Below are 24,385 nucleotides of genomic sequence, written 5' to 3' on the forward strand. Positions count from 1 at the left end.
GCCGGTAGGCCATTATCATTTTTAAATCAGAAAGCGTAATATTTTCGTAGGTCATAAATCGAATTAATACCTATTATCGAAAATACGAGTGGACTTCTTTTCGCTTCTGGGAAGTTCTCCAATGGAAACAGCCTTTGGCACAATGGTTATGCCGATTTTTGCTTTACAGTGATGCTTGACATTCTGTTCAATGACACGTTTGTCGGCGGCTTGTTCAATTTCAAAGAACACGGTCATAATATCTTTGCCATTTAAATGATCGATAATTACCTGATATTCGCTGCTTGCTCCTTCAACTTCCCGCAGCATTTCATCAATTTGGGCCGGAAAAATATTCGTGCCCTTCACTTTTATCATGTCGTCAGTGCGTCCGATCAGGGTGTCAATCCTTGGGTATTTCAAGCCGCAGGCACAGTCCCCCGCTATAAACCGGGTCAAATCGTGAGTGCGGTAGCGTATAAGCGGAGCGCCCTCTTTGCTGAGAGTAGTAATGACTAACTCACCGATTTCTCCAAAGGGAACCGGCTCTCCGGTGGTTGGATTAATAATCTCGAAATAGAAATAATCATCCCAGTAATGCATCCCGCATTCATGGTCACAGCTCATAGCGATGCCAGGCCCATAGATTTCGGTTAAACCATAGATATCATAGAGTTGGACTCCCAGCTCGTTAGCTATACGGCGGCGCATTTTTTCTCCCCAGCGCTCTGAACCGATGATTCCCTTTCTAAGGTAAATTTTATCTTTGACTTTGCGTTTCGTAATTTCCTCCGCTAAAAGCAAAGCATAGGATGACGTGGCACATAAAACGGTACTTTTTAAATCTTTCATCATTTGAATTTGTTTATCCGTATTCCCTGGTCCCATGGGAATAACCATGGCCCCCAACAACTCGGCACCGGTTTGAAAGCCAATCCCGGCAGTCCACAAACCATACCCTGGGGTAATATGGACACGGTCTAAATTGGTTAGTCCGGCAGTTTCATAGCAGCGTTTGAACATTTCAGCCCAATCTGCAACATCCTTTTTTGTATAAGGAATGATAACCGGCGTGCCTGTTGTACCGGAAGAGGAGTGAATGCGCACGATTTCACTGTCGGGAACTGCCTGAAGTCCCAAAGGGTAGGCCTCTCTTAAATCACCTTTATCTGTAAAAGGAAGCTTTTCAAAATCCTCTTGACTCTGGATAGCCGCAAGGTCAATACCCTTAAATTTTTTCTTATAAAACCCATCGACTTGGGAAAGCTTAGCAAGCATTTTTTTAATGGCTTCGAACTGGGTTTCACTCATCATCATAATTACTCCTTTAAGGCAGTTATAGCTCCTGCCCGTAATGCTTTTAGATTCATTTCCCTAAATCTTTGGGGAACTTTCTCCTCGATCGTCTTTTCCATTTCTTCCGCAGAAATATCAAGGATACCGGCAGCTAGAGCAGCCCCCAAAAGGGCAATATTTAGAACTTTAGTGCTGCCGCAGGCAGTGAAAATCGGCTCGACATCGATGCTAATCAGATGTTCAACGTGACGTTCCAGATAGTCAAGCATTTCCTTTCCATCATAATTTGTTTTGGCGAGGGAGTCTGTGACCGGTTTGATTGCTTTTTGACTGACAATGACTGTTCCCTTTGCCTTTAAATAAGGTAAACTTCTTACCGCCTCCGCAGGTTCAAAGCCGATAATAATGTCGGCGGACTTGAGCGGAATCAAAGGAGAATGAATTTCTTCGCCAATGCGAACATGACTTACAACACAACCTCCACGCTGGGCCATGCCGATGGTTTCTGCCGTACGCACGTTTTTGCCCTTATTCATGGCCGCTTGGGCAATGAGTTTCGATGCCAGTACCGTACCTTGACCGCCGACACCGGCTAAAATACAATTAATCATTCGTTTGCACCCCCGATCGCCTTAAAGGGACAGACTTGCGCACATATTGAGCAGCCATAGCATAAGGAAGATTCGATATGCACTTTGTCTTTTTCTTTGACAATGGCCGGACAACCCAACTCTTTAATACATAGCCTACAGCCTGTACACTTGTCAGGATCAACAGTGTAGAGAGGAGCCGGCTCTGTTACTGCAATACAGGGAGACTTGAATATAATAGCAGATACTCCCTTATTAGATGATGCTTCTTTGACGGCAGCAATGGATGCCTTGAGATCAAAAGGGTCCATAGTCACGAGATAGTTTACGCCAAGCGCCTTTAGTACTTCGGTAATACTGATCTTTTCAGAGATATTTCCCATCATGGTCTTTCCGGTTCCGGGATGGGGCTGATGACCGGTCATCGCTGTCGTAGAGTTATCTAAGATGATCAGGACAATATCGGTTTCATTGTAAACAGCATTAATGACACCGGGTATTCCTGTATGGAAAAACGTTGAGTCACCAATAAAAGCAAAATTAACCGTATCGGGTTCCGCTCTGTGAAGTCCTTGAGCTATAGTAATTCCAGCGCCCATGCAAAGACAAGTATCAACCATTTCCAGGGGTTTAGCATTCCCTAAAGTGTAACAACCGATGTCGCCGGAGAAAACCGCTTTTCGCCCTTTCATAGCTTGTTTGACTGCATAAAAAGATGCTCTGTGGGGGCAGCCTGCACACAATACGGGAGGTCTGATGGGAAGGACGGGTATATTTTCCGGGGGAGTGACCAGGGAAGCAGCCATGGTAGGGGGTACGTTCAGAAATTCCCCCACGGCCGCAGTGACCGACTCCACTGAATTTTCTCCGGCCTTGGGGATATGCTGAGTCAACTTACCGTTGATTTTGACAGGCAAATGATACTTGCCGCATAAATAGATCAATTCCTTTTCAATGACTGGATCAAGTTCTTCGACCACAAGAACTTCCTCGAGACCTTGCAGGAATTCTAAGGCAAGTTTTTCAGGGAAGGGATGGGGTGTGGCAACCCGGAATAGTTTGCACTCCTTGTTTAATTGCGCTAATGCCTCGCAAGTATAGGCATAACTTATTCCTCCGGCGGCGATGCCTTTCTTTCCGCTTCCTCGAACGGTATTAAACTGATATGACGAAAAGTCTTCGCTGAGCTGAGGGTGTCGTTCTTCAATTTTCAAATGATTTAAATAGGAAAGACGAGGGAAAATTGCCCACTTAGGATCTTTAATAAAACCTTCCGTTCTTACTTCGCAGCGTTTTTCTTCGAGGTTTACTGCCGCATAGCCATGACACACTCGGGTAGTAGGACGGAACAATACCGGAGTATTATATTTTTCCGAGTATTCGAAGGCATCACCAATCATCAGATAGGCTTCTTCCGGCGAAGAGGGGTCAAAGACAGGTAATTTTGCAAAAATCCCAAAGTGGCGGGTATCCTGTTCTGTCTGAGAGGAAATAGGACCGGGATCATCCGCGACTACAATTACCATACCTCCCTTGACACCAAGGTAAGCCAGACTCATCAGCGGGTCAGAGGCAACGTTAAGACCGACTTGCTTCATGGTAACCATGGTTCGCAGTCCGGCAAAAGCAGCGCCGGCAGCAACCTCTAGAGCTGATTTTTCGTTGACTGACCATTCTACATAGATTCCGGGATTTCTCTTAGCAACTGTTTCTAAAATTTCCGTTGAAGGGGTTCCTGGATATCCTGTCACGACTCCGACTCCGGAACGAATTGCCCCCAGGGCAATAGCCTGATTCCCCATTAATAACTCCAATGCCATTGCTTTACCTCCCTGATAGTTTCTCCATATTCAAAGCCAAAGGTTTTTGAGAATACAAAAAAGCTATACCTCCCACATCAATATGGGGCGATATAGCTCGCGGTGCCACCCAATTCAGAAACCGACCTTATGCTGAAAGGCTGGTCTCTCTTCAAAAGATACGCAACGTAGGCGTTTAAGCCGACGTATTAATATCCTTCCCTTGTAACGTCGGGACAGACGGCGCGGGATAGTCAAGCTTATGCTCTTTCCCCCTGCTCCTCCCAGAACCATTCGCTGATTTCCGTTACACCGGACCTCTCACCAAACGCCGGCTCGCTTTGCAATAGTTATCAGTTACTTTTTCTGATCAACGGATTTAATTTTGAAATTACTGTAATTTTAGATGGTGCGGGTTTCTTTGTCAATAGGTGTTCAGAGGGTCGGTTCTGCGATAAGGACTAGCAATATTTACTTTGATCAAATTGTGTGATAAAATAAGCCAATATCAGAGTGACAACTTCGCAGTGCATCATTTGTTATCATTTATCAATGAGGTGAGATTTATAATTAACTTAGGTATCAGTTCTTCGAATTTTGTCGAACACATTAAAGGTTTAGTAAAAAATAAAGGGAAAAATAGAACCAATATTTACTTAACATTAACTTTAATCGCAATTGTCCTTGCTGCAGGCTTCGTACTTTCAACTAGAAAAACAATTTCGCTTATTATTGATGGTAAGCCGGAGAGTGTCATTACTTATAGATCGAATGTAAATCAAGTGTTATTAAGTGAAGGTGTTAAGGTAACACCATATGATAAAGTTATTCCTCCCTTGGATTCGAAGGTATCTAATAATTCGGCGATTACCGTCAAACATGCTGTGGCAGTAAAATTAAATATTGCAGGGAAAGAGACCACCAAATACTCTCCTGCGGATACTGTCAATGACTTCTTGACTGCGCAAGGGATTGTCTTAGGTTCGGAAGACAAGGTGACACCTGATAAAACGACTAAATTGCATGATGGGATAGAAATTGATGTGGCTCGAGTAGAGCACAAGAGTGTATCTGCCCTTGAGACGGTGGCCTTTAATACAATTAGAAGGCCTGACAGTAGTTTGCCTAATACTTATCTCAAAACCATTCAAGACGGACAAAATGGAGAAAAACAAACAGTTTTTGATGTGATTTATGAAAATGGCAAGGAAATTTCGCGTAAGATTATTGGTGAACATTTTATCAAACAGCCGGTGGATAAAATAATGGTGGCTGGAACCTTTCCCTCAATGCCTGTATCAAGGGGCGGGGAACAACTGGATTTTAAAAAGGTAATTCAAGTTAAGGCAACGGCCTATTACGCCGTTAGTGGCGTTGGCAGAACTTATACCAGTTCCGGACGAATGGCAGTAAGAAATCCGGAAGGATATAGTACCATTGCGGTAGATCCAAGTGTGATACCCTATGGGACAAAAGTTTTTGTTGAAGGTTATGGTTATGCTGTCGCTGCAGACACCGGTACTGCCATAAGAGGTAATTGGATTGACGTTTTCTTTGACACCTCTGCGGAAGCTCGTAGATGGGCTGTCAAATACGTGAAGGTATATATACTCTAACAACTCTGCGGCTTAAATTTAGTCTGAAAGTAACTCTACCCCGCTGTAGAAATCGAAGGAGTGGGGATGTTGCAAACGCATAAGCGCCCCCATTAAACAAAACCTTGCATAAAGAGTGGTTAAAATCATCCACTTATATGCAGGGTTTTATTTATAAAAACGTATAAATACTCATTATGCAAAGGTCCCTTTTAATTAGGGACGAAAGTAACTATTGATCGAAAAGGTTCTATTAATCGCTAATTCTTAAAACTCTGGCTTGAAGCTAGAGTTTTTTTTGTTTTTAAAAAGGTTCTCAAAACATTTAGGAGCTCTCTCGGTAATAATGTAGAAAAGCTAGTACGTGTAAATTGCGTATGGTAAAATATGTAAACAAATTACCTGATTGGTATTATTACATAAGTACCATGAAATCATTGAGGGAACAAATCAGTATGTACAAGCTAAAAAGGAGTTGTTGAATGCAATGGGAAGCTTGGAAAACCTGAAAAGTCTTAATAGGCATAAACGACTGAAACGATTAAGAACGTTAAATTACTTAATGGATTGGCTTAGATACAATATATCAACAAGATCCACAATCATTATCGGCGTATTGCTTTTGTTGTTTTTTGGCTTTTTCTTGCCATTTAGGGCTGGCAAGGCGAATAATCCTAATGGTAACAACTCACTAAAAAATCTTGCGTCTGCACAAGTTTCTAATCCTGCATCAGACAATGATCTACATAGATCCACCGTTCTGCCGGCTCAAACTCAAACTCAAAGTCGGACACAGACACAGAAGAAGACACAGGCACAGACTATTGCACCCACTCCGGAACATAGCAGCAAAATCAAAGCTGACTTTTCCAACGCCATTTTTGTAGGTGATTCCATAACCTTCGGCTTTAAGAATTCTCATAATACCCCGGTGAAACAGGATCACGTCTATGCCAAAATTGGTGCCCATGTATACGAAGGTATTGGATTATTGGGAGACAATAGCGACTTAATCAAGAGCAGGTGCAACGGATCGGTGGATTATGTTTTCCTTATGTTTGGGGCCAATGATTATGGTTATGATGCAAAGTCCTATAAACAATGGTACAAGGAATTAGTGGAACACTCCAAAAAGATGTTTCCCGATGCCAAAATCATACTGCAGTCTGTTATGCCCATGAAAAGTACTCCAGAACAACCACAAAGGAATTTAGAACCGGAAAAAATGAATAGAGTTGTAAAAACGGTGGCAGCTGATGAAAATGTTAAATATTTAGATGTTTCTCAAAGCATCGCTAATGCAAAAAGCCTGCTGCTTGCAGATGGACTGCACTTTAAACCTGAGCTGTATCCCTTATGGATCTCTGTAATTAAAGCCAATGAAAAACAACTGGCCTAAACCGTGTTTTGGAATCAATAAAAAGCCGTTGCTTAGTGGAATCATGTTCCCCAAACAACGGCTTTTTTATTCTATCAAGCTTCATGCCGCTTTAGCATTATCACTTATAATTGAAGGATTTATTTATAGGGCAGAACCCGCTGCCGGTCATGGTGACCGAAGAGCTATACGGCATTCTTCTGAAGAAAGTTCAGCCAAGAAGTATAAAAAGAAGGAGTGTAATGAATCCCATCGGCTGCATAATAACTCGGATTATAATTTACTAGAGCAGAGGGATTGATAAATCCAACATGTTCGGTTTGAGCTATTTGAAAGATGGCTGAATTGAATTCATTAATAGCAGTATTATTTAAAGCAGGATTCTTTTGAGTTGCTTTACTTTGCACCGGGAGGATAGCCTGTACATATATCTGGGCATTGGGGCACTCGGCCTTAACGGTATTGATCAAATCAGTATAATGTTTAGAAAACTGAGCTTTTGTGTATTTCCCGACATCATTAACTCCGCACATAATAAATACTCTTTTAGGATTTTCTTTGGCGGCTGAATCAACCATTTGCTTAACCTTATCTGTGCCTATTCCCACTTGAGCATAAACCTTAGAGTCATCTAACAGTCGGTAGGCGGATAATCCCTTCGTGATCGAATCTCCCAAAAACACATCGTTGTTAAACGTTTGTTCATACTTGCCTGAGGAAGGACTGGAGTCAATCGGTTGACTTTTCGAGTAAATTTGGGCAACCCGGGTCTTATCCTCAACCGACTGTGCAGATGTTTCGCCTTGAAGGAGAGCTTGCGTTATTATATTGTTGAACAGCATGTTTGCCAGTATGGTATTATTGGCACTAAAAATATTATTTGTAGTCCCCTCTTGGTTCGATAGTATAGGACTAACTGAACTTGCAGCCAATGGATCTCCGGAATGTAAAAGCTCATCCTTTAAAAACTGTTCAAAGACATTTAATCCGTTTGAGAGTCCGTCATTAAGTTCTATCTTATTTGAAGAATTTTGATTCAGATTGTTTTCTAATAAAGAAGTCATTAAATCAGGATTAGATATATACATTATGTTATATCCTCCTTTCGGGAGCGGAACGGTTCGCCTTATACATTTTAAAAATAATAATTACAATAAATATACTATTGCAAAACTCTTAAATCAAGGAAACAACTGTAAATTCATCTTAAATATAATGTAAGGTTCCTGTAATAATACTGTAACAAATTGCGTCTTGACAAGGATTTCGGATTCATATAGCCTATACTTATGAGTTTATTCACATAAATCCACAGAATTCAAAGAAAATTAAGTACTTATTTAGAAAAACGGAGGAAAAAGGGAAATGGCGAAAAAGTTTGGGTTTATTTCTTTAGTTCTGTTGTTTATTAGTCTTTTAACGATTGCAGGATGCGGTTCTTCACAAACTGTGGCGGCAAAAGACCCGTCTGTGGCAGACATAGTCCAGAAAATCAAACAAACTTCTGATATTTCGAGTATGCGAGTTGCCGATGCAGCAGGTTTGAAAAAGTTATACGGCATGAACAGTGATGAACTTTCCGATTTTGCACTTTTCACGGCACCTTCTAATATAAAAGCTGATGAAATAGCGATTTTTAAAGTTAAGAACTCTGCTGATATACAGAGTGTTAAGGATCAAGTTACCAAACGAATAGATAAACAACAAAAAAGCTTCGGCGGTTATCTTCCGGATGAAACCTATCTTATTCAACACAATATCGTAAAAACTAAAGGGAATTTTGTAATTATGATAATATCTAAAGATGCCGACAAAATTTCCAGTGCCGTCGATCAAGTTTTGAATTAAGAAAAAATAATCTATTCGTTTAGGGAGTGCACAGATTGGTTTTTAGCAGTTTGCTTTTTATATTTAAATTTTTGCCTATTACGCTTTTACTGTATTACGTGGCTCCTAAGCCCCTGAGAAATATGATCTTGATTCTAGCAAGCTTGGTATTCTATGCTTGGGGAGAACCCATATATATAGTAATTATGATTTTTGCGATCATATTTGACTACACTAATGGACTTCTTATCGAAAAAAACTCTGCTCATAAGTTCAGAAAACGATTGGGCTTAATTGCTTCGTTAACAGTAAATCTAGGTTTGTTAAGTTTTTTTAAATACTATGGTTTTTTTGTCAGCAACTTTTCTGCGTTGTTTCATCTTAACTTAACCACTAAAAGTCTCCCCTTGCCTCTTGGGATTTCTTTTTATACATTTCAATCAATGTCCTATATTATTGATGTTTATTTAGGGAAAGTCCCTGCCCAAAAGAAAATTTTGGCTTATGCGACCTTTGTAACTATGTTCCCCCAACTGGTCGCGGGACCCATTGTAAGATATATTGATATATCGAAGCAGATTAATAATAGGAAAGAAAATCTACTTCAGTTTTTGGATGGGCTTGAGTTATTTATTATCGGCCTAGCTAAGAAAGTTTTACTGGCCAATAATATTGGGGTGTTATGGAGCAGCGTTAAAGCGACTCCAATAGGGGAGATGTCTGTTCTTACAGCTTGGATAGGGATTGTTTCCTTTACCTTTCAGATCTATTTTGACTTCAGCGGATATTCTGATATGGCCATTGGTCTTGCCAAAATGCTAGGCTTTGAATTAAACATTAACTTTAATTATCCCTACATATCCCGAAACGTGACAGAGTTTTGGCGGAGATGGCATATCTCTCTTGGTACTTGGTTTAGAGAATATTTATACATTCCGTTAGGTGGAAACAGAAAAGGGAGCCTGAAGCAGCTTAGAAACTTATTTGTTGTCTGGTTTTTAACGGGTTTTTGGCATGGCGCCAACTGGAACTTTATAGTATGGGGTTTGTATTTTGGAACCTTCGTAGTCATGGAGAAGTTTTTCCTCTTAAGATGGTTAAATAATAAGCCAAGTTGGATCGGACATGTATATACTCTTTTGGTTGTTATTGTTGGCTGGGTGTTTTTTGAGTTTGACAATTTAACTCAGGGGTTAGGTTTTATTAAAACAATGTTCGGCATGGGCACAAATAAACTGATTGATGGGCATGCACTATATTATCTCTATACTAATGCCATCTTAATGATTATCCTTGCCATTGGTTCTACTCCCCTTATTTATAAATTACTGACAAAGATTAAAATGACAATGAAAATAACCGGGACAATTGCGATTCCTGTTGCCTACATGCTAATTATGTTTTTGTGTACAGCTTATTTAGTTAATGAAAGTTATAACCCATTTTTATATTTCAGATTTTAACTCAACGATTCGATCAAAAAGCTGAGTATACAAGCAATTGGATTTATGTAATTCATTAGAAAGAAGAATTGTCTTGAAGAAATATAGTTTATCTTATAAATATTTGCTGGGAATTTTAATGGGCACGTATATCCTTGTGCTTGTATTTTTAAATATGATCACACCGATTAAACGGTTTTCGGAAACTGAAAATAGGGATTTAGAACAGAGACCTGCTTTTTCTTTCGATAATCTCTTTCATGGACGATTTACCAAAGAGTATGAGAAGTACATTGAAGATCAATTTTTTATCAGAGATATGTGGATTGGTATTAAAACTGACTGTGAACGAATATTGCTTAAAAACGAAAGTAATGGCGTGTTTTTAAGCAAGAATAATTACTTAATCCAGTCCTTTCTTATGCCCAGCGACCAAAATTTCAAGGCTAAAATTGATACTATCAATCAGATTGCGGCACAGGCTCCGTTGGCAAACAAGTATTTAATGATGGTACCGACGACTGCCGAGATATTAAAGGATGATCTTCCTGCCTATGCTCCAAATGACAGTGAATCGGCTGCCATTAAGAAAACCAAGGAACTGCTGGATAAAAGCATAACCTTCGTCGATGTATCGAACACCCTAACTACGAAAAAAAACGAGTACATTTTTTATCGGAATGATCACCATTGGACTTCTAAAGGTGCCTATTACGCATATAATGAACTTTCAAAGTATATGGGTTTTAAGGCCCATGACGAAAGCTATTACAATATTAAGGATGTTACTGATGATTTTCTGGGTTCTTTATCGTCTAAAAGCGGCTATCAATTTCTAAAACCGGATAGTATTGATCTGTATATACCTAAACATGAAAAAAGCTATTCAGTAGATTATCTGGATCTGAATAAGGTTACGGATAGCATCTACGACATGAAAAGCCTTCAGACCAAAGATAAGTACAATGTTTTTTTTGGCGGCAATTTCGGACTCATTAAAATAACGACCCATGTGCCTGGCGGGAAAAAGTTGTTGGTAGTTAAAGATTCCTATGCCAATAGTTTAATACCTTTTCTGATGGATCATTACAGCGAAATCTATGTTGTTGATCCAAGGTATTACGAAGATGATTTGAGTAAATTGGTTAGAACAAATAATATTAATGATCTGCTCATTTTATATAACGTTAATACCTTCTATAATGATGCATCCTATTAAAATAAACATTAGACAAAGAACTGTCTTGGTTTGGAGGTAGATGCTGTGGATTTTAGCAAATTTAAACGCTGGCCGGTTATTTTAGGTCTTATAATTTGTCTTATAGCAGTAATAACTGTTGTTATATTTAATTTTACTGCCTCAAATAAAGCCCAGGCTTCGGTTTCCGCTACAAATTCAGCAGAAAAAAGCGGGACTGCGGAATTGCCCAAAGATTCAGCAACGAACAATTCTCAAACAGATTTAACTCAGCCTCAATCTTCTGCTTCCCAAACCGCTTCATCCCAGCCACAAACTTCAAATTTTAAGGAATTCTTTAAGAACGATGCATTTCTTGGGGATTCCATATCTGAGGGATTATCATTTTATGATTTCCTGGATGACAGCAGGGTAATAGCAGATAAAGGGCTTAGTATCACAAAAGGGATTGATGAGGCAGATAAAATCATTGCACTCAAACCTCAGCGCGTTTTTATTCTTATTGGGTTAAACGAGGCCGATGACAGGACAGCAAGCAGCACACTGGTCGATGAGTATACTAAATTAGTAGAAAAATTAAAAACAAGTCTGCCAAATTCCAAAATTTATGTTACATCTATTCTTCCGGTTTTAGAAAATCTCGTTAAGAATTCTCATCTTAACAATGCCCATATAAAAGAATGTAATGCTGGACTAATCGATATGGCCAACAAAGAAAATGTGAATTATGTTAATTTGGCTTCGATTCTAAATGATAGTAATAAGAATTTATATGAAGACGACGGCATCCATTATAAATCCGATTTTTATAGAATGTGGTTAACTTATTTAGAGAACCTTCTTAAAAATTAATTGACTGTGGCACGTTCCCGTTGGTTTTATTCCAAGGTTTAACTTTAAGTTTGATTTTATGAAAAAGGGGTCAGTTCAAAGTGTATTCTTTGATCTGACCCTTTATTTCTCTATAAGAAAGTGAACCTTCGATTGTTCATTATTTTCCAACAATTAATAAGGCAGCCGTCGGCGACGATAAGGGGCGAGCTTATCGCCACACTGCATTTCATTACACATACTGCTGTTACGCTTGTGGTTCATTGGTCCGGTAGTGGATATAGTATATAATAGTTACAAAGATTCGTGTTTAAAGGTGCTTTAAGAAAGTACGTGGAGGATTTATGGACTATTCTCGTATTTTATTTGTTGCCCCATATGAGGAACTCGCTGAAGAAGCCCGAAAAACGGTCAGCTTCTTGGAGAAACCATGTCGAGTCATTGTGGCAGATATGAGTGATGGGGCAGCGGCAGCTCAAAAAGCTCTAAATGATGGGATTGAGGTTATTATCAGCCGTGGAGGAACGGCTTCTTTAATTCGCCAAGCAGTAACTATTCCTGTCATCGAAGTTGAGGTTACCGGCTATGATATTTTGCGCGCCTTAAACCCCTTAAGAGAAATAGACGGAACTTTCGGGATTATAGGTTTTCCCTCTGTAATTAAAGGCTGCCAAACCGTCGCTGAAATGCTTGGTCTTAATTATCATATATGTGAACTGGGTGAAGGAGATGAAGAGCTTCTCTCTGTTAATACCGAAGAATTCGCCCAAACAAAAGTAATTGTTGGGGATACCATCGCAGTTCGCTATTCTGAGATTCTAAACTGCCCAGTCCACCTCATAAAATCCGGACCGGAATCAATTGCCGCAGCTATTATGCAAGCAGAGCAACTTATTGAGGCCTTGGAAAAGGAACGAGCCAAAACAGCCCTCAGTACCGTTATTCTCAATGCTGTTCATGAAGGTGTCGTAACCATAGATAAAGAAGGGACGATCGTTAACATAAATGCTGAGGCCCAGAAAATGTTGGGGCTTTCTTCGGATATTTTGGGAAAACCTGCGAAGGGTCTCTTTCGCTCTCAATTGCTGGCAGGCCCCCAAGTCCGAAAAATTACGGGGTATCCGGACATAGTGAATGGTAAAGATTTAGTTATAAACCTTTATCCAATACTTGTTCGGGAAGTTCACCTCGGAACTGTTATGACCTTGCAGAATACCCTTGAAATTCAGCAAGCGGAATATAATATTCGCCGAAAGCTGTATCACAAAGGATTAATTGCCAAACTGTCCCTCGATGACTTTAAAGGGAATTGCAAATCGGTACGTTCAGCATTAGACCAAGCCCGAAAATACGCTTTTACAGACAGCAGTATTCTAATCCAAGGGGAATCAGGTACGGGGAAGGAGATTATAGCCCAGGGAATTCATCAAGTGAGCTTGCGCCAAAAAGGACCCTTCGTAGCCATAAACTGTGCCGCCCTGCCAGAGAATTTATTGGAAAGTGAGCTATTTGGTTATGAAGAGGGGGCTTTTACCGGTGCCCGCAAAGGAGGAAAGCAGGGTCTGTTTGAATTAGCCCATAAAGGTACTCTTTTTCTTGATGAGGTTGGAGAATTGCCCCTTCATGTTCAGGCTCGTTTGCTGCGAATTCTCCAAGAAAAGGAAGTCATGCGGGTAGGGGGTGACCGGATAATTCCGGTAGATGTGCGGCTGATCTCTGCAACCCATAGGAATCTGAATGAAGCTGTAGAGAAGAATGAATTTCGGGCCGATTTATTTTATCGCTTAAATGTTTTAGGATTAATGGTTCCCCCTCTACGAGAACGTAAAGGGGATATCAGACTTTTGATGGATCAATTTTTGAGTGAGCTTGCTCCCAAATTGGGTAAGACGCGGCTCAAGTACCCTGAAGAAGTCTATCAGGCCTTTGAAAGTTATCATTGGCCGGGAAACGTGCGGGAACTGAGAAATTGCGTGGAGAAACTCATCGTTCTTTCCGAAACAAATTTGATTTTGCCTGAAAGCCTAAAGGCTATTCCTTTTATTACTCAAAATAAAATTGAGCTTGCCAATGTCTCGGCATCCTCTAAGCCCCCTGAGGGTTCAGAAGAGACGGGAGAATTCCATGAGGAAGATAACCTCGTGTCCATTCAAGGAAGCTTAAATGATATAGAAAAACGTATCATCGAGAAAGTGGTCAAACTAGAAAACCACAACCTTTCCCGCGCAGCAAAACGTCTTGGAATTGACCGCTCAACCTTATGGCGAAAAAGACGCTGACGGGAAGTTTTTTCAGATAAGCAATTTCTGTAGGAATATACAACACTGTTTTATTATGCAACAAATATATTGTTTCATAATAAAACGGTGTTCTTTTATACGAAGAAAATTTTTAAGTCTATGCAGTACATTTTCAGCTCGTAATACTAAAAATCATGGAGTTTAGCTAATAGAAATGCTATTTTAACAATTCTCAAGACTTGGCATGATTTTTGCGTGAATAAGAGAAATATATCTTTTGGAGGTGAATTTCTTTGAAAAAACAAGCTGTTGTAATTAATGTTAAGGACAACGTAGCTACACTAGTGGACGATTTCACTTCGGGTACTGAAATTCATTATTTTTTAGGAGACCAAGAGCAATCCGTGATACTTCTCCAAGATATCCCTCTTGGCCATAAAGTTGCTCTTCGGGAAATCAAAAAAGGGGAAGAGGTCATTAAATACGGAGAAAGCCTAGGAGGCGCGACCGCCGATATTAAAGTGGGCCAACATGTTCATGTTCATAACATGGAAAGTTTGCGGGGCCGAGGAGATAAGTAAAGAGGAGGAATAGGTCATGGAGATTTTAGGATATAGACGTCCGGATGGCAAAGTAGGAATTCGCAATCACATTGCTATCATTCCTACCGCAGTATGTTCCGGTACGGTGGCAGCAAATATCGCAGCACAAGTTCCCGGTGCGGTTGCTCTTCCCAATCAACATGGTTGCTGCCAAATTGGGGCTGATCATGAACAAACAGTCCGCACTCTTATCGGTTTAGGGAAGAACCCCAATGTTGCGGCTGTTTTGGTTGTAGGACTTGGGTGTGAAGGAGTGCCTATTCGTGACGTTGCCGAGGAAATCGCGGTTACAGGAAAACCTGTAGAGGTAGTCGTTATTCAAGAAGTCGGTGGTACTCTCAAAGCCACAGCTGAAGGTCTGCGCAAAGCCGGTGAACTTGCCCGTAAAGTTGCGCATCTGCAGCCTGAAAAGATAGATGTCAGTGAGCTTGTTATGGCCATCGAGTGCGGCGGTTCTGACTTCACTTCCGGTCTGGCTTCGAATCCGGCCTGTGGAATTGCTTCAGATTTGCTTGTTGCTGCGGGTGGCACTTCAATGCTTTCAGAGACAACAGAATTTATCGGTGCCGAACACGTTTTAGCCCGTCGCTGTAAAACACCGGAGATTGGGGAAAAATTAATCCGTTATGTCCGTGACTGTGAAGAAAGAGCAAAGCTATTGAATGTAGATATTCGCGGCGGTCAACCGACACCGGGAAATATTGCCGGCGGCATCAGTTCCATTGAAGAAAAATCTTTAGGCTGTATCCATAAAGCTGGACATGCCCCTATTCAGGATGTTTTGGCCTATGGCGAAGTTCCTAAGGGTAAGGGTCTATATGTTATGGATTCTCCCGGTCAGGATATTGAGTCAATTACCGGAATGGTCGCAGGCGGAGCTACTGTCGTTATCTTCACTACCGGACGGGGAACCCCAACAGGTTGTCCGATTGCTCCTGTTATTAAAATCACTGGAAATGAGCGAACATTTAAAATGATGGAAGACAATATGGATATCGATGCTTCAACCATTATTTCCGGCGAAGAAACAATTGAACAGGTTGGCAAAAGAATTTACGAGATGGTCGTTGAAGTTGCAAATGGACATATGCCTAAGGCAGAAAGTCTTGGTCACAAGGAGTTTGGAATTTATAAAATTGCGCCGACCTACTAATACTTCCAGGGGAGCCTTTAGGATAGGAATTTAGAATATCAGGCCTGAGACCTGAGCTGAAGATTTATTTAAATTGAATATGTCGGTTTAAAGAAGGGTTTTCTAAATGTGGAGAACCCTTCTATGCTCTATCAGGCATTCATCTTCCGAAGCGGCACCTGGTTGACGTAGTCTAAAATTTTAAAATCAATGTCGAAAATAATCGGAATAAATTTTGTAAAAAAGCGTATTTGATTATTGATTTATAATTAATTTAATTATAAAATAGTAACAGAACAAAGATCTGAACCTCACCGAAAATTTATCACCAGTGATTAGTACTTAAAACTATTATATTAGGGGGAAAAGGTAATGAAAAAATATCAATGTTCTGTTTGCGGCTATGTTTACGATCCGGCTCTAGGAGATCCCGATTCGGGAATAGCACCGGGCACAGCTTTTGAAGACATTCCGGATGATTGGGTTTGTCCCACATGCGGTGTAGCTAAGGATCAATTTGAACTCGCGGATTAAAGGAATACTTTGAATAAAGCCTGACAAAGAAGTTAAAATAATGTGATGGAGGGATAAGAATGACAAATTTGCGAGAACTATTCAAATGCAGTATTTGTGGAAATGTTGTTGAGGTAGTAAATCCGGGAGCATCGGCCTTAGTGTGCTGCCATCAGCCCATGGAGAAAATGGAAGCGGGTGTTACCGAGGCCAGTACTGAGAAACATATTCCCGTGATTGAACCGGCTGCCGGAGGGATTAAAGTTAAGGTAGGCAGTGTGGCTCACCCGATGGAAGAAAAACATTTTATTCGCTTTATTGAGGTGTTAACAAAAGATCAGGTACTTAGAGCGGAACTGAAGCCCAATGATGCACCTGAAGCACTGTTCAATGTCAATGCTTCAGAGGTTTTGGAAGTACGAGAATATTGTACAATACATGGTTTATGGAAAAATGCTCAATAATTAATATGACTTAAATCTTGAGGAAAGGGGCCGTTGCTCGCGAACTAAAATAGTTTGCAAGCAACGGCCCCCCTTGTGCTCTGGCAAAACTATGAGAAACTATGACTTAAATACATTCATGGTTAGTAAACTTGAGATAGGTTGAGTTCTTATGTTTGCAATTTATCCAATCGTGAGACTCCCACTTCTTGTAAGTGGGAGTGGTCCCCGGTCTCTGCTTCGGTGGTAGAGTCCCCCACCGAAGCCCCGATGTTCAGCTTTAGCTGAACGAGTTCACTCTGACGTAACGATATAAGTACTCTAATAATTGGCGGAGGGTGCAGGGAATATCCAAAAGGCAGAGAATAGTAAGAATATAAAGACAATTACTTGGAGCCTGTTTGTTTCAACGCAGTAGGTTGATTTCTATTATGGAGAATAAGAATCGAAGAAGATTGAAGGAGTGATCAAATATGCTCCTGCAGGAAGGTACAAATAAGCGAATTTCATATTTAAACCTTGGCGATACCATTGCCAAGGCTGTGAAGATCTTCATGGATTTAAAAATTGCTATTATCCCCGTGTTAGATGGAAAAGGAAGTCTTGTGAGTATATTCAGCAGAAGCAGCCTTTACCAGGCAATCCTCGACGGCGCAAACCATCAAGATATTGTTGACCCATACTTGATTAAAGAAGTGATCAGCATTTCTGACGATATCTCTGACGAAGAGTTAGCCGATTTTGTAAAAGTAAGTCCTGTGGGCTCTGTTCCCGTCGTCGACAAAGAAGGTAAAGTTCTGGGTCTCTTATGCAAGGCGAACATGGTGATGACTTTATTTAGACATTCGGAACTGCTGAATGTCCAACTTAAAGCCATTTTAGATTCTATGCACAATGGTGTCATTGCCGTTGACAGCAAAGGCATGGTGACGCACCTGAATATTGGTGCCAGCCGTATATTAGGCTTAAAGTCTGACAAATATCTTGGGTCTGGATGCAATGTGCTATTACCGAATTTGGACTTAACTCCTGCCTTGATTAATGGTGAAGTTAAGATAGGGTTGAAATATAAACATGGAGATATTACCATGGTGGTGAATATAACTCCCTTAATCATTGGAGGCTGCATCGCCGGAGGAATTGTGATCTTCCAGGACCTCACAGATTTGGAGCAGGCAGCTAGGGAATTAGAGACTGTTAAAGCGTTGAATAAGACCTTTGATACAGTTCTTAATATTATTCATGATGGTATTATTGTAGTGGATGAAAAGGGCAAAACTGCCTTAGTTAATCAGGCTATGGCAGATTTTTTAGCATTGCCCTCTAAAGAAATTATCGGGAAACATATCACAGAAATTATGGCCACCAGCAGGCTGCATTTAGTAGCCGGTTCCGGTGTTTCGGAAACAAGTGATGTCATGACAATTCAAGGTAAGCCAATTATCGTTTCCAGATTGCCCATTGTCCGAGAAGGCGAGGTTGTGGGTGCGGTAGGAAAAGCGGTTTTCCCTCAACTTGCCGAAGTCCAGGAGCTTGCCGATAAAATAAGATTATTAGAAAACAAAGTGACTTTCTTTCAGGAAGAATTGCAGAAAAATAAAACTGCCCAAGATATTATGGACAACATTGTTGCTGAAAGCAGTGAAATGAAAAAGCTGAAAGAGGAAATAACGATCGTTGCTGAAAGCAGCTCTACTGTGTTAATTACTGGGGAAAGCGGCACAGGGAAAGAAGGTGTGGCTCAGGCCGTACATGCCTGTGGTGATCGTTGGAAAGGTCCTTTTATAAAAGTAAACTGTGCAGCTATTCCAGAAAACTTAATGGAAGCAGAAATGTTTGGCTATGTCAGGGGGGCATTTACGGGGGCCGCCAAGGGCGGAAAGCAAGGACGATTAGAGATGGCTGATGGGGGTACTCTTTTTTTAGATGAAATTGGTGACATGCCGCTTGGCTTACAGTCCAAGCTGCTTAGGGTTCTGCAAGATCGTGAATTTGAACGTTTAGGCAGTACTAAGAGCATTAAGGTTAATGTCCGAATTATTGCTGCTACGAATAAAGATCTTAATAGAGCCATTTCTGAAGGTGAGTTCCGAGCAGATCTTTTTTATCGCCTGAATGTTATTAATCTGCATCTGCCCCCCTTGCGGGAGCGTACGCAAGATATAAAACCATTAACCTATTACTTCATCTCGAAATTTAATGCTATTCTCAAAGGAAATGTAAAAGGCATTGCCGATGATGCTATGGCAACTCTGTTGAATTATTCTTGGCCAGGAAATATACGAGAATTGGAAAATGTTATCGAGAGAGCCGTTAATTATACACGCAGTGGTTTAATTCGCTTAACCCATTTGCCCAATCACCTGCTCAGCAACAATACCGCTGAAAGTCAGATAAGCCTTGGCGAGATTCGCCATCAAGATCAGATAGCTCATATAGAACGAAACATGATTATTGTTGCCCTTGAGAAGGCTGGCGGAAACAAGACGAAAGCCGCAAAAATTCTTAATCTTAGCCGATCTAGGCTTTACGATAAACTTAACAAGTATAACCTCTAAGGTCAGTTTGACTTCAGAAATTATAAACCTTGAGTCCTCCTGTCGTCCTGAAAGCGGACACACTTTGAACAAATGTGTCGGCTTTCAGGACAATTTTTTTAGAAATCGGGGGGCTTCAAAGTCATAAGTTCACGATTAGCAAAGGCATTAGACTGATAAAATAGCTGAAATCGAAATTATTAAGACATACGGTTTCACTGGCATATTAATTGCAAAATAATTCTTATGATTCAGACATATTAAACTACTAGGGGATTTGCAAGGGGCTATAACCACGAAAGTTCAACGGAGTATTCAATAAGGGGGAAGAAAGATGCCCAAAGAAGTGCAAAGACTAAAGATAATTAGAAAAAATTATTACAAAGACGCTAAAATCTGTGCTTATGGCGAAAGAAAGCCTGATTATTCCACAATGGGACGGAAAATTGACAACACCTACGCCAAACAGCGGGAGGTGGTATGTGTAGAAGCTTGCCGAACTCCTTACGGGAAATCGCTGGGAGCTTTGGTTGAGTATGATGCCGCTCAGTTAGGAGCTTTAGCAATTAAAGAAGTAATCCGCAGAACTGAGGGTAAGGTTGCCCCCAGCGACGTTGATTATGTCATTATGGGGCACGTAGTTCAAGCCGGCTGCGGCCAGGTTCCCAGCCGCCAGGCTGCTCTTTTAGCGGGACTTCCTGAACATGTACCCTCGATCACGGTCAATAAAGTTTGTTCCTCGGGGGTAAAAACCATCGATTTGGCAGCTCAGATGATTGCCCTGGGAAGAGCTCAGATCGTGATAGCCGGCGGACAGGAAAGCATGAGTAACATACCTTATGCACTTCCTGATCTGAGGCGGGGAAAAAAGATGGGTTTGCTCAATGCGGCCTGTGAAGACTTAATGGTCAAAGACGGCCTTTGGGATTCTATCTATGACAGGCATATGGCTATTCACGGTTCTGAAGTAGCCGATGAATTCGGATACAGCCGCGAAGAACAGGATGAATGGGCGCTCCATTCTCAATTAGCGGCCTCAGCTGCTATGGCTGCAGGAAAACTTGATGCTGAAGTTTTTCCTGTGGCCATCAAAAAGGGTCTGGAAATTATGGAAAAGGATGAAGGGCCGCGGGCTAATTCCACGCTGGAAGGTTTAGCTAAGCTTGGACCGGTGTTTAATCATGTTAGTGCCGTGACCAGAAAGCTCGGGAGTGTTACTGCCGGCAATGCACCCGGCACCAATGACGGCGGAGACGTGTGCCTTCTTATGAGTCGCTCTAAAGCCGACGAATTGGGAATAAAGCCTCTCTTTACCATCGTGGACTATGCTGAAGTGTCACAGCCCACGAAGGATATTGCCACGGTTCCCGGTCTTTCAATTAAAAAGGTATTGGAACAAAACAAGATGACGTTAGATGATGTTAAACTCATTGAAATCAATGAAGCTTTCGCAGCAGTTGCTCTCGTGAGCGCCAGAAGTATTCTGGGGATGACTAAGGAACAGATGTTTGAAAAGGTTAATGTTAATGGCGGGGCAATTGCCTATGGGCATCCCATCGGTGCCACGGGTGCCAGAATCGTGATGACTTTGGCTTATGAACTGAAGCGCCGGGGCGGAGGATATGGCGTCTGTGGGATCTGTGCCGGCCATGCCCAGGGTGACGCCATGCTTATCCATGTCGATGCTGACTAAGCGTCAAGATAAAGATAGCCAAATAAAAGGATGGGAGTGGATTTTCGATGGAATTTCAACTCAGTGACGAGACCTTAATGGTTAGAGACATGGTCAGAAAGTTCGCCAGAAGTCAAGTGGCACCCTTAGCGGAAAAAATCGATAAGAGTCATGAGTTTCCTATGGAAACTTGGAAACAGATGAGAGAGCTGGGATTGACCGGGTTTCCGATCCCGGAAGAATGGGGCGGAGGCGGCGGTACCTATCTCGACTTTGCTATTATTGTCGAGGAATTAGCCAAAGCCTGTGCTTCGACAGCAGTTATAACCAGTGTTCATACCGGTTTGGGATGTATGAGTATCTACTTATATGGAAGCCAACGATTAAAAGAAAAATATCTAAAAAGACTGGCCACGGGCGAGATTATTGGGGCATACGCTTTGACAGAGCCTAATGCCGGTTCTGATGCCGCTTCCTTAAAATGCAGAGCTGAAGATAGGGGGGACTATTTCTTAGTTAACGGCAGCAAAATATTCATCACCAACGGGGGACAAGCAACGACGTATTGCACGTTCGTTAAAACAGATCCCTCTCAGCCGAACGGCAAAGGTATTACCTGCTTAATCATCGAAAAGGATACCCCAGGCTTTACTATCAGCAAACCTGTGGAAAAAATGGGGATGCATGGTTCACCAACAGTGGAGCTTAATTTTGAAAACGTGAACGTTCCAAAGGAAAATGTTCTGGGCGAAATCAACAATGGTTTTGCGGTAGCTATGGGACTTCTGGCAGGCGGCCGTATTACCATTGGCGCTCAGGGCTTGGGAATTGCTGAAGGCGCTTTGGAATATACCACCAATTATATTAAAGAGAGACAACAATTTGGCAAACCTCTGGCGGCGAATCAAGGTGTTCAGTTCATGATCGCTGAAATGGCCACAAAGATTGATGCTGCTCAGATGCTGATTTACCGGGCTGCTTGGCTCAAGGACAATAAAATGCCTCACAATAAGGAAGCCTCAATGGCTAAATTTTTTGCCACAGATACTGCTATGGAAGTAACAACAAATTGTGTGCAGTTAATGGGCGGATATGGATATTGTTCAGAGTTTCCGGTGGAACGCATGATGAGAGATGCTAAGATCACCCAAATCTACGAAGGGTCTAATCAGATTCAGCGCATGATTATTGGCCGCGAAGTCATTGGCCGGTTCTAATAAGGAGTAATCTCCACTTATAGAAGTGGAGGGGTCTTAAATGGGATAAGATTTAAAAGGAGGTTGGTTGCATCATGGCTAGGCCTAAAATTGTTAGTCTGACAGAAGCAGTAGAGCAGATTAAAGATGGGGATATGTTGACCTTCGGAGGCTTTACAGTCTGGCGTCGTCCTATGGCGGCTATTTATGAACTGATTCGCCAGAAGAAACGCAATCTTCATCTCGTAGAGGTCAACGGCGGGACACATGATGATATGCTTGTGGGCGCCGGCTGTGTAGGCATATGGGAATCGAGCTGGTGCGGACACGAACTCTATGGCAAATTTGGCAGCAATCTAGCCCGTAAAATTGAAAAAGGCGAAATTTTATATGAAGACTGGTCACATATCCAGGTTTTAAACAGACTGACTGCCGGGGCTAAAGGTCTTCCTTTTTTGCCCAGCTATTCTGCCATGGGATGCGATATGCTGAATCCGGAGAATGATAATCTCGGTAAAGCGGGACTACGGGATGGGTCGAATCCCCATATCGGGAAGCACAAATATGTGTTGTATAAAGAGCCTTTCACAGATTCGGAGATTGTTCTTGTTCCCGCCGCTAACCCGGATTGGTGCATTACCCATGTCCAGATGGTCGGCGATGAAGGAACTGTAAGAGTCGAGGGACTGAAATTCAGTGATCATGAAGTTATTAAAGCTTCTAAACACAATATTATTATCACTGAACAAATTGTTCCTGAGGAATACTTGCGGCGAGAACCGACTCGTAACATGCTGCCGGGTTACTTTGTTGACTATATTGTTGAATTGCCTTGGGGTGCTCACCCAACGGGTTTGTATGGTGTTCATGAACCAGACGGTGAATTTATTGCTGACTTTTTCAAAGCGACTCGAACTCAAGAAGGCTTTGACCAATGGGCCGAAAAATGGATCTTTGGAGTTAAAGACTTTCAGGAATACCTTGCCAAGCTGGGAATTAACCGATTGGAATCCCTCAGGGCCAATCCGGCGCTAGGTTATTCCTCGACAATGAAAAGGGGGTCAAGATAATGGAAAGCCGAAAAGGATATTCCAAACCCGGTGAATTCAAGCCAATGGATCTCTTGGCCTGTGCTGCCGCCCGGGAGGTTCAAGATGGTGAAATAGTTTTTGCGGGAACAGGTCTGCCGATGTTAGCCATTATGGTAGCTCAGCATACTCAAGCCCCCACAGCCGTATGTATTTATGAATCGGGGTCCATTGACGGCAGGCCCATTGATTTGCCAACCTCGGTTGCTGATGCACGCTGCAGCTATCAGGCCGCTGTTGCTGATGGCTTGACTGACGTTTTTGGGCAGCTCCAGTCGGGGAAGGTTGATTTGGCTTATCTGGGGGGAGCCGAGGTTGATCGCTACGGAAACGTTAACTGTACTTTTATGGGCGGCCCTACGGGCAAAAGACTTACCGGCAGCGGCGGAAATTCAGATATTCATTCCTTAGCCAAGAGAAGTGTTTTAATTATGCCTCAGTTCGGTCAGAAACGTCGTTTTGTAGAAAGAGTAAGCTATATTACTTCGCCCGGTTGGAAAATCCCTCATTGGCCTGATAAAGAATGGGTCCCTAAGCAGGAGGTTTATGGCCCGGCTTTTAACGGAGGGCCGGCTGCGGTTATATCGGACATGGGAGTTTATCGTTTTGATGAAAATGGTGAAATGTATCTTGACACAGTTCACCCCGGTTTCACACCTGAGGAATGTCGTGAGAACTGCAGTTTCGATCTGAATATTTCTCGCTGTCAGGGAGAAACTCTGACGCCTACTTATGAAGAACTGGATTTGCTGTATAACGTAATAGATCCGGAAGGAATTATCATGAAATAAGGATCCTTCCGGCACATACCCTTTCTTTATAGCTGTGGAGTCATTAATAGTTTTCTGGTTAACCGGAAATAGACCTTTAAGGAAGCTGTCGGATCGTGTGAAAAATGCACAAGATGTCTACTTTATATACTGTATTAAAGGACGTTTTGGTTACTTAAATTACACAAGGATTGATATTCGAACAAGCAGTCGGCGGTCGCTAACTGCTTGTTTTTCAATTATCTGACCTCTATGCC

Annotated in this window: 20 protein-coding genes; 16 read left to right on the top strand and 4 right to left on the bottom strand. The window is 41.8% G+C overall.

The window, feature by feature from the left end; all coding sequences use genetic code 11:
* Positions 1-63: 63 nt before the first annotated feature.
* The 3 genes from DESACI_RS02010 to iorA are packed head-to-tail and all read right to left on the bottom strand — an operon-like array spanning position 64 to position 3,685.
* The gene (locus DESACI_RS02010; RefSeq protein ID WP_014825491.1) at positions 64-1,296 is read right to left on the bottom strand and encodes a phenylacetate--CoA ligase family protein; all 1,233 of its coding nucleotides are present in this window, start codon (positions 1,294-1,296) and stop codon (positions 64-66) included.
* A 2-nt stretch (positions 1,297-1,298) separates the two neighbouring features.
* A complete protein-coding gene (locus DESACI_RS02015; RefSeq protein WP_014825492.1) occupies positions 1,299-1,886 on the bottom strand; it encodes an indolepyruvate oxidoreductase subunit beta in 588 nt (195 codons plus the stop codon).
* Positions 1,883-3,685, bottom strand: a complete 1,803-nt coding sequence (iorA, locus tag DESACI_RS02020) for an indolepyruvate ferredoxin oxidoreductase subunit alpha (protein WP_014825493.1) — start codon at positions 3,683-3,685, stop codon at positions 1,883-1,885. Before iorA ends, DESACI_RS02015 begins: the two co-directional genes overlap by 4 nt.
* Positions 3,686-4,149: 464 nt before the next feature.
* Between iorA and DESACI_RS02025 the strand changes: the two genes are divergently transcribed.
* Positions 4,150-5,280: a resuscitation-promoting factor gene (locus DESACI_RS02025; protein ID WP_148271254.1), complete on the top strand. Its 1,131-nt coding sequence runs from the start codon at positions 4,150-4,152 to the stop codon at positions 5,278-5,280.
* A 466-nt stretch (positions 5,281-5,746) separates the two neighbouring features.
* Positions 5,747-6,658, top strand: a complete 912-nt coding sequence (locus tag DESACI_RS02030; RefSeq protein ID WP_014825495.1) for an SGNH/GDSL hydrolase family protein — start codon at positions 5,747-5,749, stop codon at positions 6,656-6,658.
* 164 nt (positions 6,659-6,822) lie between these two features.
* Here the strand turns inward: DESACI_RS02030 and DESACI_RS22935 are convergent, their stop codons facing one another.
* A complete protein-coding gene (locus tag DESACI_RS22935; RefSeq protein WP_014825496.1) occupies positions 6,823-7,725 on the bottom strand; it encodes a GDSL-type esterase/lipase family protein in 903 nt (300 codons plus the stop codon).
* A 277-nt stretch (positions 7,726-8,002) separates the two neighbouring features.
* Here DESACI_RS22935 and DESACI_RS02040 point away from each other — a divergent pair, with 277 nt between their 5' ends.
* From DESACI_RS02040 to DESACI_RS02105, 14 genes are all read left to right on the top strand, one after another.
* Positions 8,003-8,485 (top strand): DUF4358 domain-containing protein, encoded by a 483-nt coding sequence (locus DESACI_RS02040; RefSeq protein ID WP_014825497.1) that lies wholly within the window; start codon positions 8,003-8,005, stop codon positions 8,483-8,485.
* A 35-nt stretch (positions 8,486-8,520) separates the two neighbouring features.
* On the top strand, positions 8,521-9,927 hold the full coding sequence (locus DESACI_RS02045; protein WP_014825498.1) for an MBOAT family O-acyltransferase: 1,407 nt from the start codon (positions 8,521-8,523) through the stop codon (positions 9,925-9,927).
* Between the two features lie 73 nt (positions 9,928-10,000).
* Complete coding sequence (locus DESACI_RS02050) at positions 10,001-11,125, top strand: DHHW family protein (protein WP_041275938.1); 1,125 nt, start codon at positions 10,001-10,003, stop codon at positions 11,123-11,125.
* Positions 11,126-11,170: 45 nt separating this feature from the next.
* Positions 11,171-11,956 carry a GDSL-type esterase/lipase family protein gene (locus DESACI_RS02055; protein WP_014825500.1) on the top strand — a complete coding sequence of 262 codons (786 nt, stop codon included), beginning with the start codon at positions 11,171-11,173 and terminating at the stop codon, positions 11,954-11,956.
* Between the two features lie 323 nt (positions 11,957-12,279).
* A complete protein-coding gene (locus tag DESACI_RS02060; RefSeq protein WP_014825501.1) occupies positions 12,280-14,214 on the top strand; it encodes a sigma-54-dependent Fis family transcriptional regulator in 1,935 nt (644 codons plus the stop codon).
* Positions 14,215-14,468: 254 nt separating this feature from the next.
* A complete protein-coding gene (locus tag DESACI_RS02065; protein ID WP_014825502.1) occupies positions 14,469-14,756 on the top strand; it encodes a UxaA family hydrolase in 288 nt (95 codons plus the stop codon).
* A 16-nt stretch (positions 14,757-14,772) separates the two neighbouring features.
* Positions 14,773-15,930: a UxaA family hydrolase gene (locus tag DESACI_RS02070; protein WP_014825503.1), complete on the top strand. Its 1,158-nt coding sequence runs from the start codon at positions 14,773-14,775 to the stop codon at positions 15,928-15,930.
* Positions 15,931-16,281: 351 nt separating this feature from the next.
* Positions 16,282-16,443, top strand: a complete 162-nt coding sequence (gene rd, locus DESACI_RS02075) for a rubredoxin (protein ID WP_014825504.1) — start codon at positions 16,282-16,284, stop codon at positions 16,441-16,443.
* Positions 16,444-16,502: 59 nt separating this feature from the next.
* Positions 16,503-16,886: a desulfoferrodoxin gene (locus DESACI_RS02080; protein WP_014825505.1), complete on the top strand. Its 384-nt coding sequence runs from the start codon at positions 16,503-16,505 to the stop codon at positions 16,884-16,886.
* Between the two features lie 452 nt (positions 16,887-17,338).
* A complete protein-coding gene (locus DESACI_RS02085) occupies positions 17,339-19,423 on the top strand; it encodes a sigma 54-interacting transcriptional regulator (RefSeq protein WP_014825506.1) in 2,085 nt (694 codons plus the stop codon).
* 313 nt (positions 19,424-19,736) lie between these two features.
* Entirely contained in the window at positions 19,737-21,095 is a 1,359-nt protein-coding gene (locus DESACI_RS02090; protein ID WP_014825507.1) for a thiolase family protein, read from the top strand.
* 47 nt (positions 21,096-21,142) lie between these two features.
* Positions 21,143-22,291: an acyl-CoA dehydrogenase gene (locus tag DESACI_RS02095; RefSeq protein WP_014825508.1), complete on the top strand. Its 1,149-nt coding sequence runs from the start codon at positions 21,143-21,145 to the stop codon at positions 22,289-22,291.
* 74 nt (positions 22,292-22,365) lie between these two features.
* The gene (locus DESACI_RS02100; RefSeq protein ID WP_014825509.1) at positions 22,366-23,340 is read left to right on the top strand and encodes a CoA transferase subunit A; all 975 of its coding nucleotides are present in this window, start codon (positions 22,366-22,368) and stop codon (positions 23,338-23,340) included.
* Positions 23,340-24,149, top strand: coding sequence for a CoA-transferase subunit beta (locus DESACI_RS02105; protein WP_014825510.1), 810 nt, complete (start codon positions 23,340-23,342; stop codon positions 24,147-24,149). The genes DESACI_RS02100 and DESACI_RS02105 overlap by 1 nt, the downstream gene beginning before the upstream one ends.
* The last annotated feature ends 236 nt before the right edge of the window (positions 24,150-24,385 follow it).

Origin of the sequence: Desulfosporosinus acidiphilus SJ4 (assembly GCF_000255115.2) — a bacterium.
Lineage (GTDB): Bacteria > Bacillota > Desulfitobacteriia > Desulfitobacteriales > Desulfitobacteriaceae > Desulfosporosinus > Desulfosporosinus acidiphilus.